This is a genomic window from Dyadobacter sp. 22481, from assembly GCF_052044875.1.
In the GTDB taxonomy this organism is placed as follows: Bacteria; Bacteroidota; Bacteroidia; order Cytophagales; family Spirosomataceae; genus Dyadobacter; species Dyadobacter endophyticus.
The window spans coordinates 664,159-681,198 of record NZ_JBQENV010000001.1; the positions used below are offsets into that span (position 1 = coordinate 664,159).

Sequence of the window (17,040 nt, forward strand, 5' to 3'; positions counted from 1 at the left end):
TGTAAGCAGTGGTGTTTTTCTATAAAAAGCTAGGCTATGTATTACCTCTTGTGGTCCTCTGTTTATTTGGAGGATCGCTCGGGGCACAGACGCTTTTTCAGAATATCAGATGGCAGGATGGCCTCAGTGCCAAGCAGATAAGGTGTTTATATAAAGATTCTTCCGGCTTTCTCTGGATTGGGACGTCGGCCGGCCTCGACCGTTACGATGGCGCTGTTGTGGAGCGTTTTCATGATGCGAACGGCGGCCAGAAGCATTTTGTGAATGCTATTTTACCGTTTCGCGGCGAGGATACACTCATGATAGGGCTAAGAAGGGGAATCCTGTTGTTCGATAAAAAATCAGGCAGGTTCTCGCGCGATCCCCGGTTTGCCGCACTTGCACAAAAGTACATCGTGAGCATACGCGTCGACGGTCAGAGACGCATCTGGATAGGCACATCCCAGGCGCTATATGTATACGACGGGCAAAAACTAAAACCATTGACGGAGGTTTTTCCCGAAGCCCGCAAGTTCGACTTCTCGCGTTTTCAGCTCACCTTTATGACCTACGACACCCTGCGGCGCGGTTTGTGGGTTGGCGGTAGCCGGCCGTTTTTTGTGGATTGTAAAGCAAACCGTGTTTATTTCAAAGGCAATAACCCATTGAATAGCCCGCTGTTGGAATCTGAGCATGTGAATGCCATTGCACTGGATCGCCGCGGCGATGTCTGGTATGGTTGCGATACAGAACCGACACTGAATTACTGGGATTATCGCACCGGCAAGCTTGAAAAATATTACGAGCTCGACGGAAAGCTGATCGGCGAGGGGTGTAATTTCATTTTTATCGACCGCCAGGACAGGCTATGGGTTTCTACATGGCTGTTTGCGGCATTCCTGAAAGAGCCCGGGCAGCCGTTTCGTAAAATAGAATACAGCCAGGATCAGGCCTACACGATCGCATACGGACATTTCCGAGATGCTATTTCGGATGCACAAGGCAATGTTTGGCTCGGTACGATCAACGGCGTGAGTAAAACGTTGCCCAAGAATCCCATCGAGGCCATTTACAAATTGCCCAGTTTTGCGTTTTTCCTGGAAACTACCTTCGCCCACGCCAATTCCATCACAGTCGACGGTAAGACGATCATCGCTTGCAAAGAAGACGGCGTGGTGTTCTATAATACGGTCGACCGCACCTACCGGAAATACCTCACGGCTAGTAAGAGGCTGCGGGATAACCGTTCGGTAATGACGGCCAAAGTGGGCAATACCTGGTGGTTCGCGGGCTTCGACGGCATTTATTCGCTTGCTCCCGGGCAGTCCGTCCTACAACGTTTCGATCAGATGAAGAAAGGATTGTCCTCGTACCAGGCACCCTTTGTTTTTCTGGACAAACAGGGTAATATCTGGTTTGAGATAGACGGCGACGCATTCTACCGCTATAATCCGGTGACCAAAGTCTGTGATCGCTTCGACGGTACCGATCCGAAATACGGGCTGTTCCAATTTGCCAACTCACAGGCATTCGCCCTGCTTGCCAACGGCGATATTCTTTTTGCCGTGGAGGGAAAAGGGTTATTACGCCACGACCATTCTTCCGGGCGGTTCATTACCCTGGCTGCACCTGAACTGGTAGACGAGCACATATATGCCATGCATGAAAGCAAAACCGGCGGGATCTGGGCGGCTTCGACAGCCAACGGATTGATGAGAATCGACGCCAATGGCAAGGTTATCAAGACGATCAGCACCAAAAGCGGCTTGCCATACGACCAGGTTTCATCGCTGGATATCGATGATAACGGCGTAGTGTGGGCCGCTACCCGCGAAGGATTGGCCGCCTATGACCCCGTTAGCAACAATGTCAGTAAAGTTGAGCTCGATCTCGGTAAAACCTTACAGGATTATTGGAACTATGTAACAGTGGCCGGAGGTAAAATTTATGCGGTAATGCTCGATCACGTCGTGGTGATTAATCCGCAGCATTTCGCTTCCGTACCCGTCCAGAAGCCGCCTGCCATTACATCCGTGAAGGTTTTCGGGCAGGAGAGGATCAGGGAACTGAAAGGCGATTTGCTGGAACTGAAACCCGACGAGTCTTTCGTAGCCTTCCAATATGCTTCGCTCAGCCATCGGGACATTCCTTCACTTCAATACAGCTACCAGCTCGTCGGGCTCGACGACGACTGGGTTGTGGCGGGCCGCAATATCAGGGCGTCTTATACTAACCTGCTTCCGGCCGAGTACGTTTTCAAGGTCAGAAGCACCGACGAAAATGGCCGGTGGATGAAGACTGCTCAAACGCTCCGAATTCGGGTGTTGCCGCATTGGTGGCAGACGTGGTGGTTCTTCGTCGTTTGTGCATTGGCGCTCGTGAGTATCGTTTACTGGTTTTATACTGTTTATACCAAAAGGCTCAGAAAGAAAGATCTCGATGACACGATCGAGTATTTTGCCAACAGCGTCTACGGCGATAACTCCGTCAATGAAATATGCTGGGACATTGCCCGTAACTGTATTTCAAAACTGCATTTTGAAGATTGCGTAGTCTATCTCCTGGATAAGGAAAGCGGCAAATTGATCCAGAAAGCCGCTTACGGGCCGAAAAGTCCGAAGGAGTATGAAATTCTTAACCCCATCGAAATCCAGGTAGGTGAGGGCATCGTAGGAGCTGCCGCGGCTACCGCTACGCCGCAGATCATCAGCGATACTTCAAAGGACGACCGTTACATTATCGATGACCAGGCGAGGGCGTCGGAGCTGGCGGTGCCTATTTTGCATGAAGGGCAGGTGATAGGGGTTATTGATTCGGAACATCCACGTAAGAATTTTTATACGCACGACCATGTCCGCGTGATCTCGACCATCGCTGCCATCAGCGCCAACAAAATTACCGAGGCCATGGCGCGAGCACAAGCAGAGCGGCAGGAGATCATGCTTTTGCGGATTAATAAAATGCTTGCAGAAAGCCAGCTGATGGCTCTCCGTGCGCAAATGAACCCGCACTTTATTTTTAACTGTCTCAATAGCATCCAGGAATGCATCGTCACTAAGAAATATACCGAGGCCAGCAAGTACCTCAACAAATTCGCCAAGCTTTTCAGGCTTGTGCTCAACAACTCGGGCAGAAACCTGGTGACGATCGCCGAAGAGCGGGACGTTCTCGAACTTTATCTTGAACTTGAACTGATGCGTTTCGGCCAGGGATTTACCTATTCCATCGACCTGGATCCTGAACTCGAAGACGATTATGTGCGGCTGCCATCGATGCTCCTTCAACCTTTCGTGGAGAACGGTTTGTGGCACGGATTAATGCATAAGGAAGGCGACAGACACATGAGAATCAGCTTTTTCCTGATCGGGCCGGAGCAGTTTGCGTGCGAAATCGAGGACAATGGCATTGGCCGGAAAAAATCGGCGGAGATCAGACAAAATTCCTCGCGCACAAGGGAACACGAATCGCGTGGAATACGTATCTGTGAAGACCGGATCGACGTACTTGCGCGGCAGGGCAACCACGCCACCCTCGAAGTGATCGACCGGTACGATCCCGCCGGTAACGCACTTGGAACGCTTGTCAGAATAGAATTATCTACCTATTTATATCAGACTTAAACAATGATCAAAGCACTTATTGTTGACGACGAGCCTAAATCAAGAAACGTGCTGGCGCATTACATTGAAACTTATGTTGAAGAGATCCGTGAAGTAAAGCAAGCCGAATCCGTGGATATTGCGCTCGAAATACTCAAAACGTTCCGCCCTAATATTGTTTTTCTAGATGTCGAAATGCCCGGTAAAAATGGTTTCGATTTTCTGAGGGCCTTAAAGGAGCCTGCTTTTGAAGTGATTTTTACCACCGCGTATAATCAGTATGCCGTGCAGGCGATCCGGTTCAGTGCGCTTGACTATTTGCTCAAACCCGTCGATCCGGATGAGCTGCGGGCTGCCGTCGACCGTTTCCTCAAAAAGCAGAACGTGCACCAGAACCCGGTACTGTTCGATAACCTTGTGCGCAACATCGCGCACAAGCGCGCGAGCGAATTCCGGCTGGCTGTGCCTTACCAGGACGGCGTGTCGTTTTTTACGCTCGACCAGATCATCCGGTTACAGGGCGAAGGCAACTATACCAATATCTTCATTAAAAGCCGCAAGCCGGTCCTGGCAAGCAAGACCCTGAAATATTACGAGGAAATGCTGACCGAATTCGGGTTTATCAGGACGCACAAATCACATTTGGTCAACCCGAAATTTATTGCAAAACTCATGGCGGATCACGATTTGGTAGAACTGCTTGATGGTAGCCGTGTAGAAATATCGAGGCGTAAAAAAGAAGAAGTGCTTTTACAATTACCACTCGGAAACCAGCCACTCGATAAGTGATAATGTCCGTTAAATCACTATTGTCGTACTTTGGAACATTGCCTCTTTTCTTTGAAGCCATTGAATTCTATTGGCTATGGAGATATTGGCGATTCGTGCAGGGCAATTGTTGCTCATTTTATTACTGGCAGTTCTGATCATCGGGGGGCTTTGGTTTGTGCTGCGGTTTCGTCGCACCATGTTGTTGCTCGGCGGCAGGGATATTGCGGATGGGCAGGTTGCCGATGCCGTGGTGCTGTTTTCGGAAGAGCATCTCGGCTCTTATTTACAAGGCGAAACCTACTATACATTCCAGGTACATGTGAAGCCGGCAAGGGGCCGCAATTTTGTGACCGAGGTCCACGTGTTGCGCGAACAACTCACCCGCATACCCCAGGCCGGCGACCGTGTCTCGGTCAAATACAATTACGCAGGTCGCAAACGGACGGTCGTGCTGAACCTGGACAGCATAAGCGCGGTTTAACCGTACAAGCTACCTGCATTGCATTGTTTTATTTGGTTATTCTAAACCACTCGTAATCAGCATATCCCGAATCGTTAGTCTGGTTTTCCCGGGTGCAGAAAATCCCCACTTTGGCGCCAATCCATCTTCCAACCTCCGCCTGGAAAGTCTCGCCCATCATCTTGAAACGGGTGCCATCCTCACTGAACCCGAATTCGCATTTACCGCCCTTGCTTACTTTGACGCGCAATTGAATATCGGTTTCAGGTTTGAATTCGGCCAGAACGCGTTCGGTTTCCGGTTTGGCGTCCGATGCCTTCTGGCAGACCGCGTAAATCAGTTCCGTTTTGTTCTTGCCGCTGCGCAGGTAAATACCCGCATAGCTTTGCCCCATAACCACCAGCCCGGTCTTTTCGTTTGTCAGGTTCGTATTCGGGGTAAATCGTAGCCTGGTGGTTACCGTAAATTCTTCCGCCGGGAATTTTTGTAAAAGCACGTTGGGCACATCCCACAGGTTTTTTGCCTGTTCGGGCTTTTGGTAGGAATATAACCTCAGATAACCTGCCGCGGGCATCGCCCAGGTTCCTTTCAGGTTAGCCTGCCATTGCCATTGTTTGCCCAAAGCCGGTTCGGTGAATTCGTCGGACTCGGGTGGGGTTGCCAGCGGGTACTTTCTGACGGTCAATGGTTTGGTGTAGGTCAACACGGGATCTCCAATGCCGTCGCCATCCGGGTCGGTACCGATAACCGGCCAGTCGTTCGTCCATTTCATCGGCTGTAAATGCACGACGCGACCGTATTCGTTTTTGTCCTGAAAATGCAGGAACCAGTCTTCCGATTTACCATCGACAGGGCTGGTCGTCAGCCAGGCGCCCTGGTGCGGGCCGTTAATGCCGGATTTTCCCTCGGCCATTACCACCTTCCGCTCGTAAGGGCCATACACGTTTTGGGATCTCAACACAATTTGCCACCCGGTTGCGACGCCTCCCGCAGGCGCGAAAATGTAGTAGTAGCCATTTCGTTTGTAAAACTTAGGACCCTCCACCGTCGGGTCGATCTTGTGGCCGTCGTACACGAGCGCCCCTGCGTCGGTTACGTTCGTGCCTTCCGCATTCATTTTCTTGACGGTAATCACACTTTTAATTCCCGCGCGGCTGCCCGCCCACCCGTGTACGAGGTACGCCTTGCCGTCGTCGTCCCAAAGCGGGCACGGATCGATCAGCCCTTTGCCACCTTCCACGAGTACCGGTTCGCTCCATGGCCCAGCGGCATTTTTGGCCTTAATTACATAAATACCAAAATCAGGGTCGGGATAGTAAATGTAGAATTCGCCTTTGTGGAAGCGTATTGCGGGCGCCCACACACCGTTTCCATGCTGCGTTTTCTCGAAATGTTCGATAGGCACCTGCCGTGGTAATGCATGGCCGATCAACGTCCAGTTGACGAGGTCTTTGGAATGCAGAATGGGCAGGCCGGGGATTGCATCGAAACTGGATGCAGTCATGTAGTAGTCTTCCCCCACACGGCAGGCATCGGGGTCGGAGTAATCGGCGTGGAGGACCGGGTTTCTGTAACGGCCATCCTGCAAATCGGCTACCCAGGTTTCGGAAACTGCCGTTTTGGAAACCGCAGTTGGTGAAACAATAGTTCTTGTTTTTGTATTTAAAACAGTATTTTTCTGTGCGAAAGCGGAGGTCGCCAGCAGTGCGCCGACGACCCAATAGTACTTATTTACCTTCATGAATAACCAGGCTCTTTTCCTGTGCTCCCTTTGAAAATTCCTTTACTTTTTTTGCCTTCGAAGCATCCGTGTGAGTGATGTTGATGTTCTGGCTGCGTTCGCCGGTGACCGAAATCAGGGTTTCGCTATGATCGTTATATTGCAGTGCGTCGATCGTGATATTGGTGGCATTATCGGTGAAAATAACCGGTTTGGAATGCTTGGTGATCAGTTTAACTTGCTTAAAGCTGATTTTGTCAGCGTCGATAAGTTCCACACCCGTTTCGGCAGAAAGTACCATGTTTTCCATGATGATATTGCGGACCGGCATTTCAGGCAGGCCGCGTACAAATACGCCTTTGGTAGCACCATTGCACACAATGTTTTCAAAATGCATGTCTTTGAAAACCGGTGTACCTTCATTGACGACCGGACGCATATCGCGCTCGCCATCCGTAGCGAATTTGACGAAATAGTAAAGGTCAAAGAAGATAGCTTCCTGCTTGATATCCTTCATATTGATATTTCTCGCAAAAATCTTCTCCACCACGCCGCCGCGCCCGCGCACCGATTTGAAGCGCAAGCCCTTATCGGTACCCATAAAAGTGCATTGCTCCACGAAAATATTCCGGGCACCGCCGCTCATTTCACTACCCACCACAAACCCGCCGTGTCCCTGGTACACGATATTGTTGCGGATAATACCGTTTTCGGTCGGTATGCCACGCTTACGGCCTTCTTCGTCCTTACCGGATTTAATGCAGATCGCATCATCGCCCACGTCGAGCACACAGCCTTCGATGAGGAAGTTTTTGCAGGATTCGATGTCCATACCATCACCATTATGCGCATATTCCGGGTTTTTGACGCGTACATTGCGGATCGTCAGGTCCTGTACCATCAGTGGGTGCAGGCACCAGGCAGCTGAGTTCTGGAACGTAACGCCTTCCAGCAAAACCTTTTTACAGTTATTGAAAACCACCAGATTAGGTCGAAGGAAATCTTTAATATCCGTAAAATCTCCCGGTTTTTTGCCGCCGGTCAGCAGCATACTTTTGTTCTCGACGCTCGCCTTTTTGAACTGTTCACTCGGATACCAGACTTTGCCATCGTCTTTCAGCACGCCACCGGATTCGATTTTCTCCTTCCACTGCGGTTCGTTGAGCTGGTTTTTATTGACTGCCCGCCACACATCGCCGTTGCCGTCCACAATGCCCTTGCCGGTAATGGCTACGTTTTCAAGGTCTTTTCCAGAAATAGGCGACTCGTTCCGCGCCGCGGCTTTTCCTTCGTAAAAACCTTCGGTAATGGCATATTGCGACTTGTCCGTCGTGAAAAGGAGCAGCGAGCCTTCCTGCAAATGCAGGTTTACATTACTTTTCAGCACAACAGGGCCTGTAATCCACAACCCGGCAGGTACCAGCACCACACCACCGCCTTTTTTGCTGCAACTTTCAATGGCCTGGTTAATGGCCCTGGTGTTGAGCGTGTGGCCGTCGGGCACGGCGCCGAATGCGGTAATGCGGAGGGTATCCTTTCGGAACACCGGCTGTTGGATCTTCGGCAGGTTCGACCAACTGTATTCGGGCGCATTCGCGCGGGGACTATTCTGAGCCGTTGCAAACTGCGCGGCGATGTTACAATAGCCCATCGCGACAAGGGCAAAAGCTGCAATTCGTATTTTGTAGGTCATAGCAAAAGCGTCTTCCTGCTTTTTGGGCAGGAAGACATTTAAAATGGATTATTGATAACCGGCATTCTGTTTAAACTCGCTCTTATTCACCACCGCATCCAGCTGCGTTTGCGGGATCGGGCGGACGGTGTGGTGTTCCTGGATATTGACCGCATTGTCGGGCGCGTATTTTTTGATGCGCTCCACGAGTTTACCAGTGCGTTTCAGGTCGAACCAGCGCAGTTGCTCACCTGCAAGCTCGCGTGCGCGCTCGTCGAGGATGAAATCCAGCGTAATATCCGCCGCTTTCACTTGCATGGCGGCTGCTTTGCCGGGCTTGGCCGCCCTGGTGCGGACCACATTCACATATTCCGCTGCTTTGGCAAGGTCGCCGGTTTGCATGGCGGCTTCCGCGGCGATCAGGTACACTTCCGCCAGCCGGATCACGAACACATCACGCGCGCTTTGCGCCTCATTCAGGCTCGCGCGGGTGGGATCCATGAATTTGGACAGGGTAGGGTAGCGCAGGTTGTCTTTCACGGTCCCGTCGGCAAGGTAAATATCGCTGCGGTCATAGGTCTGGTACTTTTTGGAAGCTTCCACTGCGTCGGCGATTTCAAGTTTGGTGCAATAAACAGCCGTGTCACCTTTGGCAATACCCGCGGGAAGCGTATTTGAATTGGCATACCACGATTCCATGAAACTGCCTTCGTAGCGTGCGTCCTCGGCCGGGAAAAGGTCGAGCAGGAAACGGGTAGGCATGTAGCGGTTGAAGGGGCGGCCATTGGTAATGTCGCGGGTCATGCCGGGTCGGTCGTCGTACTTCATCAGGAAAAGCAAATGCGCATTGTTACTGCCGCGCCCATGGCCATATGGGTTAAATGTCGAATTTGCAAGGTCGTTCAGCGCCAGGTTAGCGGAGTAATCCACGGTGTAGATCACCTCTTTGGATTTCAGGTTGCTCATTTTCCAGAGATCCGCATAATTCGCTTCCAGTTTGTAACCATAATTGCCATCTAAAACCGCTTTCGCCGTTTCCAATGCCTCTTTGTTCATGCCTCTGGTAAGGTACATTCGTGCCAGAAATGCCTGCGCTGCACCTTTCGTAACGCGGCCATATTGCGGCTGTGTTGCAGGCAGGTTGTTGACGGCGATTTTGAGGTCTTCGAAAATCTGGTTGTAGAAAGTCTCTACCGGGGTTTTGTTGGCCGTTGTCACAATGCCGCTGGTCTCGGTGGTCGTAAAGTGCACACCACCCCAGTTTTCGACGATATGCCAGTAGTAAAATGCCCGCAAAAAGCGCAGCTCTCCCTCGCGTACGGGGCGCAGGGCCGCCGACAAGCCAGCCTGGCCGATGCGGTTGATACCGCCGTTGCAGAGATTGATAGCTGCGTAGAACTCTCGCCATTCGTTGGTAAGTGCCGTGTTGCTGCCCTGGAGGTTGAGGTATTGGGTCAAATCGCGGTATACTTCGCCCGCACCGCTCGTCCAGATATCCGTGCCGGTTTCGGCGATATTGTATCCTTCTTCCTTGCCATACCACCAGCGCTGATACGAGTAGGCGGCGTTCACGAGTGTTTCAAAACCTTCGGGCGTGGTGTACACGGTTTCCGAGGTCAGGCCCGAGGGATTATATTCCTCCAATGTATTTTCACAGGCAAACAGCCCCAGGAGGGAAACCGCTATAAACCCTGTTTTCAATAGTTGTGATCTCATCGTTTGACTGGTTTAAAGGGTTACAGGTTCACATTCAGGCCAAAAACGAACAGTTTCGTCATCGGGAAGTTCTCCGATCCGCCGCGTTCGGGGTCGTAATCGAGTTTGGTGAATGTCGCCAGGTTCTTGGCGGTGGCGTAAATGCGCAGGCCGCGGATGACCTTCCAGTTAAACTTGTCCACCGGCAGGTTGTACGCGAGCGTCACGTTGCGAATGCGTGCATAGGAAGCATCCCGGTAACCCAATGTCGAAAGGTATTTGAGCCCCGCATTCTTGTTCGGACGGGGATAATCGTTGGTCGGGTTCTCCGGTGTCCAGTAGTCGAGGCCTGCGGTGCTGTTGCCGACACCCTGCTGATCGAACCGCGCGTAACGGTCGGAGTTGATCATCGATCCGATTCTCGCGTAAATCATTACATTTAAATCAAAACCTTTGAATTTGATCGTGTTGTCCAATCCCCCGCTCCATTTCGGGCGCGGTGTGCCGAGGATCACGCGGTCGTTTACGGCGTCGATCTTGCCGTCGCCATTTTGATCTTTCACTTTAATTTCACCAGGCAGCTGCGTGGGCGACATCGCCTTGGCCGCTTCCGCTTCCGAAGTTTGCCAGATACCCAGTTTCTCGTAATCGTAGAATACGCTGATAGGGCTGCCGATGAACCAGCCGTTGCCAATGTCGTTGCCCTGGGTTACGAGTTCCGTGATCTCCTCTTTGTTTTTAGTGAATGTGAGGCTTGAATTCCAGGTGAAATCGGCGGTGCGGATGTTGGTGCTTCCCAGTACTACCTCAATACCCCGGTTGCGGGTTTTCCCGATGTTCTGCTTCACGGTCGTTACGCCGGTAGTAGGAGGCAAGCCGCGGTCGAGAAGCAAGTCGGAAGTCCGGGTGTCGTAGTAGTCGACCGAACCGTTGATGCGGCCATCGAATAATCCGAAATCGAGCCCCAGGTTTTGCGTAGCCGAAAGCTCCCAGCCCAAAGCCGCATTCCCGACATTTCGGGAGAAAGTGTAAGCCGGATAGGCCACTTCGTCAAAGCCGAATGCAATGCGGGTCAGCGTGGTTTGCGTCGCATACGGCCCCGATGGGTCGTTCCCCGCGATTCCGTAGCTCAGGCGCAGTTTCAGGTCGCTGAGCTTTTTGAAATTCTTCATAAAACCCTCATCGATGATCCGCCACGCAAATGCAGCCGAGGGGAAAAACGTCCATTTGTTGCCCGGTGCGAGTTTGGAGGAACCATCTTTCCGCGCCGTCAGCGTGAGCAAATAGCGGTCTTTGAAACCGTAATTCACACGTGCTGCGAAGGACACGAGGTTGTTTTTAGCATAGGCAGAATTGATCTTGATCTCTTCCGTAGCACTACCGAGCGAGTAAAACAGCTGCGAGGGAATCAATTGGTTGACCCCGGATGCCTGCGCATTGTCCGAAACGGTCGCCAGGGAGCTACCAATACCTGTAAATGTAAAATTGTGCTGTTCGAAAGCCTTTTGGTAGGTCACCACGTTCTCCCAGTTGATCGTCCGGCCGTTGGACACGTTGTAGGTAGCCAGAGACTTTCCGGTCAGCGAGCGGTCGATGGATTTGGGCGAAGAATAGGCGCCGTTGCGCGAGCTGGAAAGGTTCGCACCCAGGGTACTGCGGAACGTGAGGCCCTTCAATGGCGTGATTTCGACGTAGCCGTTCGTTAGTGTGCGGGTTGTCAGGATATTGTTGTTGAAAACGCCAGGCTGCTCGTCGGAGAGCGGGTTGGCCGTCTGCCCGTCGAGCATAATAAAGTTAAAATTGCCGTTCTCATCGTACAGTGAGCCCAGCGGACTGATCTTGTTGGCCTGGTTCAAAGGATCGCGGCGGACGCTCTGGTTGTAGTACGTCAGCTGGCTTTGCAAACCGATCTTCATCCAGTCCGTCAGCGTGTAATCGACATTCAAGCGCGCCGTGTAGCGCTTCATTTCGTCGAGTTTCAAGATTCCTTTTTCATTGAAATAATCAACCGAAACATAGGATTTCAGCTTTTCAGAACCGCCGCGGAAGCCGAGCTGGTAATTCTGCTGGAAACCGGGATGGATGAGTTCTTTCTGGTAATCGGTCCAGGTACCTTTTTGCAATGCATCATATTCGGCCACATTGGTAAAAATCGTCGGATCGTCGGCGGCGGTGTTCCAGACGCCCGCTGCACGCCACGCTTCACGTTTGAAATCGCGGAACTCGTTGATGTCCATCGCACGCGGGTACATCGTTACCTGCGAAACGCCGGCATAGGAGTTGAAGGAAATATCGGGGCGGCCGCTTTTCCCTTTTTTGGTTGTGATTAAAATAACGCCGTTGGCACCTCGCGAACCGTAGATAGCGATAGACGACGCATCTTTCAAAACCTCCATCGATTCGATGTCGTTGGAGTTGATATCCGCCAAGTCACCATATTGAACCCCGTCAACGATGATGAGCGGCGAGTTATTTCCACCTATCGAACGGTTACCACGGATCGTAATGTTCACGCCCGCTCCCGCCTGACCGCTGCTGCGCGTAATGTCCGCCCCCGCGATCTTACCCTGCACGGCATCGAGGACGTTGTTGGAAGGCACTTGTTTCAATTGCTCGCTTTTAAGTTGTACCACCGAGCCGGTCAGGTCACGCTTGCGCACGGCGCCATAGCCAATCACGACCACTTCTTCCAATGCGCTTACATCGGGTTTCAGCGAAATATTGAAGATCGTTTGTGCGCCCAATGCAACATCCTGACTTTGGTAACCCACAAATGAGAAGGTCAGGACAGCGCCCGCATCGTCCGGAACGAGCAGACTGAACTTGCCCTGGCCGTCTGTGGTAGTACCGCGGTTGGTACCTTTCAGGATCACGCTTACGCCAGGGAGCACGGCATTCTTTTCGTCGGTGAGCACGCCGGTAATGGTCCGGTCCGCCGCCTGGGTTTTCGCAGGCGCCATCGATTCGTCACGCGCCAGGCTTTCGAGCACGATCTGCCCGCCTACCACGCGATAAGTAAGGTTCAGTGGAGAAAGAAGTTCGTCCAAAACCGCGTCGAGACGTTTTTTGTTTACTTCCACACTCACATTCCTGGCCACATTCACACGCTCAGAACTATAAACGATCCTGGCTTTGGTTTGTCTTTCAATGCTGCTGATGACTTTTTCGAACCGCTGGTTCTGGAATTTCAGCGTAACGAGCCGGGACATTACTTCCTGCTGACTGCCCGCCAGTACCGTATGGCAGGCCAGCAGCGTCACCGTTACGGCCCATAGCAATAACTTGCGCGGCATATTCATACCCCGGTAATTGGAAAGCCTTAAAAGTAAAGGTTCTGTTTTTTTCATACCTTTAAATGTTTTATTGAATGGAGATTTGATAAAATGAAGCTCCCGAAAAGGCGCGATTCGCTGTCGGCCTTACAGGATTTGCTGGCGCTGGCCCATGTTCGCTGCATGGCCAGCGTTTTCGTTTGCGGCTATGTCTGCATATGGGAATGGTTGGGTTTACGAGTTCGAAAAGCGTGGGTACTGCGTATTTTGCAACCGGGGCCCGAAATACGGATAGTCGAGCCGCGGACTTTGTATTTTGCGCCTAGTGCTGCGCAAATGATATCCAGCTGTGTAAAAAGGGGCTGTCCACTCAGGTCGGCCGTCAGCGGGCAATTCATAATCTGGCTGTTTTCGGCCTCCACATCCACACCCCACGCGTCACGCATATGTTGCGCAACCAGCGATAACGGTGCATTGTTGAATTGGAACGATATGCCCGCGTTGAGCATGCGTGGTCGGTCGGCCAGTCCCGCCGAGAATTTGCCCGAGTTGCGGTTGAATGTGGCGGTATGGTTGGGGCTTACCAGCATATCCACGGCATCTTCGCCCGTTTTTTCGCTGTAAACCGACACAAGTCCTGTTACGACTTCCACCTTTGTTTGCTGCCCGTCGGGCGCCGTGCTCACGTGGAAGCTCGTGCCCAACACTCTCGTGGTAACGCCTCCCGAATGCACGTAAAAGGGCTTCTTAGGGTTTTTACGAATGCTGAAAAAGCCGTTCCCCTTCAAAACCACCTCTCTTTTTCCTCCCTCGAAGCGGCTTGGATAGCGTAGTGAGCTTCCGGGGCGGAGTTCCACCACGCTGCTGTCTTCCAGCATCACAGGCAGGATGTTGGTGCCGTCGTTACGCTTTTCTTCCCAGGCATAGGCAGTCAGCGGCACATGGCGATCGCGAACCCTTCCCGTGAAAAACCAGCCGATCAGGAGCAGGGAGGCCGCCATGGCGGCCCATCGGAGATAGATGGATCGAAAGGGGCTGTTGCCATTTCTCTCATGGAGGTCGGGGAGGAAAGTCTTTTCCTGCATTTCCGCCCACATTCGCTCGCTGGTACCTTCCAGATCACTTTCGGAAACTTCACCGGCATTTTCGTTTTCAAGCAATGCAAACCAATGCTCCACCAGCAGCTTCTCCTGCTCGGTGCACCGGCCGTCCTGATATTTCTCCAATAATGCTGCGAATTGTTCCCGGTTCATTGCCTGATATGGCTGCTTGCTTTTTAGTTAGTAGTCAAATTCAGGGCCGGTGTTCCGCAAAAGTTTTTAGAAATTATTGGATAAGTTATGTTAAATCGGACTTTGGGGTAGAAAGTTCTGGCTTTTGTGCTATGAGGGGAGGAAAGGAGGAAAGGGAGGAAAGGGAGGAAGGGGAGGAAAGGGAGGATGGAGGAGGGAGGAAGGGGAAGGGGAAGGGGAAGGGGAAGGGGAAGGGGAAGGGGAAGGGGAAGGGGAAGGGGAAGGGGAAGGGGAAGGGGAAGGGGAAGGGGAAGGGGAAGGGGAAGGGGATTGGATCGGATAGAAATCCCCTCCTCCCTTTTAAAGATAATCTTTCAAATAGGAACGCAGCGCCTTTACCACTAGGCTGAGATGATGCTCTACCGTTCGCTGGGGCATTTGGATTTGGGTGGCTATTTCTTTGGTAGAACGGTTTTCGAGGCGGTGAAGGCGGAAAATGGTCTGGGCTTTTTCGGGGAAATGACTCAGGCGCGCTTCGATGCTGCTCATCAGTTCGCTCACGTTCAGCTGATCTTCAGTGGTAGAAATCGAGTCGGAATACCCGACAAATGCGTGGGCGAGGTATTTTTCGTGTACCATCGCCGATTTGAAATGATTGATGCATGTGTATTTGACCGACGTGACGAGGTAGGCTTCCAGGTTGTCGATCTGCAAAAGGCTGCGGCGTTCCCACAATCGGAGGAACACGTCCTGGACGATGCTCTCTACGGCCTCACGGTCGTCGATCTTGCGGAGCGCGAGCAGGTACATTTTTTTCCAGTAACGTTGGTAAATCTCCCGGAATGCCAGGCTGTCGTCGTCCCGCAGGGCTTCGACGAGGTGTTGGTCCGGTAGAGATTTAACGTTCATGTGCAGTTACTGAATGTGGTTAAATGGGTGTCGGGTCAATGTTTTGAAATTGTATTTTTCCGATAAGTGGCAAATGCTTGCATTGTTGCCCGGACTTAATTTGAACCCATTTTTGATCGTGACCAATGTAATCGCCCGATTTTTTTACGCAGACGTTGCCGGGAACGTTGTCATTCGGGAATTTTATAGGGAAAGCCATACTTTTTCCCGGCAATACCAAATTATACGACAACATTTGTCAAACTGACATTTGAAATATTGCAAGAATTGTTTGTGTAAAAACAGCGGTAAAAGTCTGCCAAAACCTGCTTTGTTTTCCGCTAATCATCATCTTGGTTTGTCATGACTATTTCCAGAAGAAAATTCATCCATACTGCGACCGCCCTGGCTGGTGGAGCGGGCATTTTACCCATGATCACCGACTTCGCGCAGGCCGGTTCTGTCCGATCAGCTGCCGGGTCGCCGGCCGCAGGGCCGCCGGCCGCAGGATCGCCGGCCGCCGACAAGATCCGTGTTGCGGCGATCGGTATCAACAGTATGGGGTGGGCGGACATCAATGCGGTGATCCGAAATCCGGGTGTGGAATGCGTTGCGCTCTGCGATGCCGACCGCAATGTGCTGGACAAACGGGCTGCCGAGTTTGCCTCGAAAGGAATTCAGGTGAAAACCTATGGCGATTACCGGAGGATTTTGGAAAACAAAGATATAGACGCAGTGGTGATCGGCACGCCCGACCACTGGCATTGCCTGATGATGGTCGAAGCGTGCGAAGCGGGCAAGGATGTGTATGTAGAAAAGCCCATCGGCAACTCCATTGCCGAATGCCGGGCGATGGTGGCGGCTCAGGAGCGGTACAAGCGCGTGGTGCAGGTGGGGCAATGGCAACGCAGCCAGAAACATTTTCGCGACGCGGTCGATTTTGTGCATTCGGGAAAACTCGGGAAAATAGGGTTGGTGAAAGTTTGGGGATATTTTAATTATGGTAATCCAATCCTAAAACAGCCAGACGGTACAGCCCCGGCCGGCGTGGATTATGATATGTGGCTGGGACCGGCTAGCAAGCGGCCATTCAATCCCAATCGTTTCCATGGCTCGTTTCGTTGGTTTTGGGATTATGCAGGTGGTATTATGACCGATTGGGGCGTGCATTTGCTCGACTATGCATTGCTGGGTATGAAGACTGCCGGATCGCCGGCCGCCGGATCGCCGGCCGCCGCCGCGCCGAAACGTGTGAGCGCCAGCGGCGCAATGCTGCGTAACCCCGGCGCGGAAACGCCCGATACGCTTACGACACTCTTTGAATACGAAGGTTTTAATATACAATGGGAACACGTGATCGGCTATGGCGCGGGCATTTACAACCGCGAGCACGGCGTCGCATTCCTGGGTGAGAACGGCACGTTAATCGTCGACAGGCGTGGTTGGGAAGTCGTACCGTACGAAAAACGGATGGAAGCCGTTCCGTTCCAGGCTTCGTCGGACAATGGCCTTGATGAACATGCCAAAAACTTCGTGGAAGTGATCCGCTCGCGGCGTATGGACGACCTGCATGCGCCCATACATGTAGGCGCGGAGGTCGCGATTCTTTCTCAAATGGGTAATATCGCTTATCGAACGGGGAGTACGCTTCGTTGGGATGCCCAAAAAGGGGAGTTCGACAATGCGGCGGCCAACAAGCTGATCGGTAACGAGTACCACAACGGCTATAAAATGCCACGGGTATAGCATTTA

General features: G+C 52.1%; 11 protein-coding genes. 5 read left to right on the top strand and 6 right to left on the bottom strand.

The annotated features are described in order from the left end of the window. Positions 1-50 precede the first annotated feature (50 nt). The 3 genes from ACTJJJ_RS02470 (at position 51) to ACTJJJ_RS02480 (ending at position 4,830) form a co-directional block, all read left to right on the top strand. Complete coding sequence (locus ACTJJJ_RS02470) at positions 51-3,599, top strand: two-component regulator propeller domain-containing protein (protein WP_440701379.1); 3,549 nt, start codon at positions 51-53, stop codon at positions 3,597-3,599. Positions 3,600-3,602: 3 nt separating this feature from the next. Continuing rightward, positions 3,603-4,367 carry a LytR/AlgR family response regulator transcription factor gene (locus ACTJJJ_RS02475; protein ID WP_188931041.1) on the top strand — a complete coding sequence of 255 codons (765 nt, stop codon included), beginning with the start codon at positions 3,603-3,605 and terminating at the stop codon, positions 4,365-4,367. Between the two features lie 76 nt (positions 4,368-4,443). Further along, entirely contained in the window at positions 4,444-4,830 is a 387-nt protein-coding gene (locus tag ACTJJJ_RS02480; RefSeq protein WP_188931039.1) for a hypothetical protein, read from the top strand. 28 nt (positions 4,831-4,858) lie between these two features. Here the strand turns inward: ACTJJJ_RS02480 and ACTJJJ_RS02485 are convergent, their stop codons facing one another. The 5 genes from ACTJJJ_RS02485 to ACTJJJ_RS02505 form a co-directional block, all read right to left on the bottom strand. Continuing rightward, entirely contained in the window at positions 4,859-6,550 is a 1,692-nt protein-coding gene (locus ACTJJJ_RS02485) for a glycoside hydrolase family 43 protein (protein ID WP_440701380.1), read from the bottom strand. Then, positions 6,537-8,222, bottom strand: coding sequence for a glycoside hydrolase family 28 protein (locus ACTJJJ_RS02490; RefSeq protein ID WP_440701381.1), 1,686 nt, complete (start codon positions 8,220-8,222; stop codon positions 6,537-6,539). The genes ACTJJJ_RS02485 and ACTJJJ_RS02490 overlap by 14 nt, the downstream gene beginning before the upstream one ends. A 48-nt stretch (positions 8,223-8,270) precedes the next feature. Next, positions 8,271-9,917, bottom strand: coding sequence for a RagB/SusD family nutrient uptake outer membrane protein (locus ACTJJJ_RS02495; protein WP_440701382.1), 1,647 nt, complete (start codon positions 9,915-9,917; stop codon positions 8,271-8,273). A gap of 20 nt (positions 9,918-9,937) precedes the next feature. Continuing rightward, entirely contained in the window at positions 9,938-13,243 is a 3,306-nt protein-coding gene (locus ACTJJJ_RS02500) for a TonB-dependent receptor (RefSeq protein WP_440701383.1), read from the bottom strand. A gap of 131 nt (positions 13,244-13,374) precedes the next feature. Then, a complete protein-coding gene (locus ACTJJJ_RS02505; RefSeq protein WP_440701384.1) occupies positions 13,375-14,421 on the bottom strand; it encodes a FecR family protein in 1,047 nt (348 codons plus the stop codon). 124 nt (positions 14,422-14,545) lie between these two features. Between ACTJJJ_RS02505 and ACTJJJ_RS02510 the strand changes: the two genes are divergently transcribed. Continuing rightward, positions 14,546-14,743: a hypothetical protein gene (locus ACTJJJ_RS02510; RefSeq protein ID WP_440701385.1), complete on the top strand. Its 198-nt coding sequence runs from the start codon at positions 14,546-14,548 to the stop codon at positions 14,741-14,743. 17 nt (positions 14,744-14,760) lie between these two features. Here ACTJJJ_RS02510 and ACTJJJ_RS02515 read toward each other — a convergent pair whose 3' ends face one another. Further along, the gene (locus ACTJJJ_RS02515) at positions 14,761-15,309 is read right to left on the bottom strand and encodes an RNA polymerase sigma-70 factor (protein WP_188931028.1); all 549 of its coding nucleotides are present in this window, start codon (positions 15,307-15,309) and stop codon (positions 14,761-14,763) included. Positions 15,310-15,651: 342 nt separating this feature from the next. Here ACTJJJ_RS02515 and ACTJJJ_RS02520 point away from each other — a divergent pair, with 342 nt between their 5' ends. Next, a complete protein-coding gene (locus tag ACTJJJ_RS02520; protein ID WP_440701386.1) occupies positions 15,652-17,034 on the top strand; it encodes a Gfo/Idh/MocA family protein in 1,383 nt (460 codons plus the stop codon). Positions 17,035-17,040 lie beyond the last annotated feature (6 nt).

Bases quoted from the DNA above. Each gene is read 5' to 3' on its own strand.
- ACTJJJ_RS02475 (WP_188931041.1), top strand. From the start codon at position 3,603: ATGATCAAAGCACTTATTGTTGACGACGAGCCTAAATCAAGAAACGTG.
- ACTJJJ_RS02520 (WP_440701386.1), top strand. From the start codon at position 15,652: ATGACTATTTCCAGAAGAAAATTCATCCATACTGCGACCGCCCTGGCT.
- ACTJJJ_RS02495 (WP_440701382.1), bottom strand. From the start codon at position 9,917: ATGAGATCACAACTATTGAAAACAGGGTTTATAGCGGTTTCCCTCCTG.
- ACTJJJ_RS02485 (WP_440701380.1), bottom strand. From the start codon at position 6,550: ATGAAGGTAAATAAGTACTATTGGGTCGTCGGCGCACTGCTGGCGACC.
- ACTJJJ_RS02505 (WP_440701384.1), bottom strand. From the start codon at position 14,421: ATGAACCGGGAACAATTCGCAGCATTATTGGAGAAATATCAGGACGGC.
- ACTJJJ_RS02515 (WP_188931028.1), bottom strand. From the start codon at position 15,309: ATGAACGTTAAATCTCTACCGGACCAACACCTCGTCGAAGCCCTGCGG.
- ACTJJJ_RS02480 (WP_188931039.1), top strand. From the start codon at position 4,444: ATGGAGATATTGGCGATTCGTGCAGGGCAATTGTTGCTCATTTTATTA.
- ACTJJJ_RS02490 (WP_440701381.1), bottom strand. From the start codon at position 8,222: ATGACCTACAAAATACGAATTGCAGCTTTTGCCCTTGTCGCGATGGGC.
- ACTJJJ_RS02500 (WP_440701383.1), bottom strand. From the start codon at position 13,243: ATGAAAAAAACAGAACCTTTACTTTTAAGGCTTTCCAATTACCGGGGT.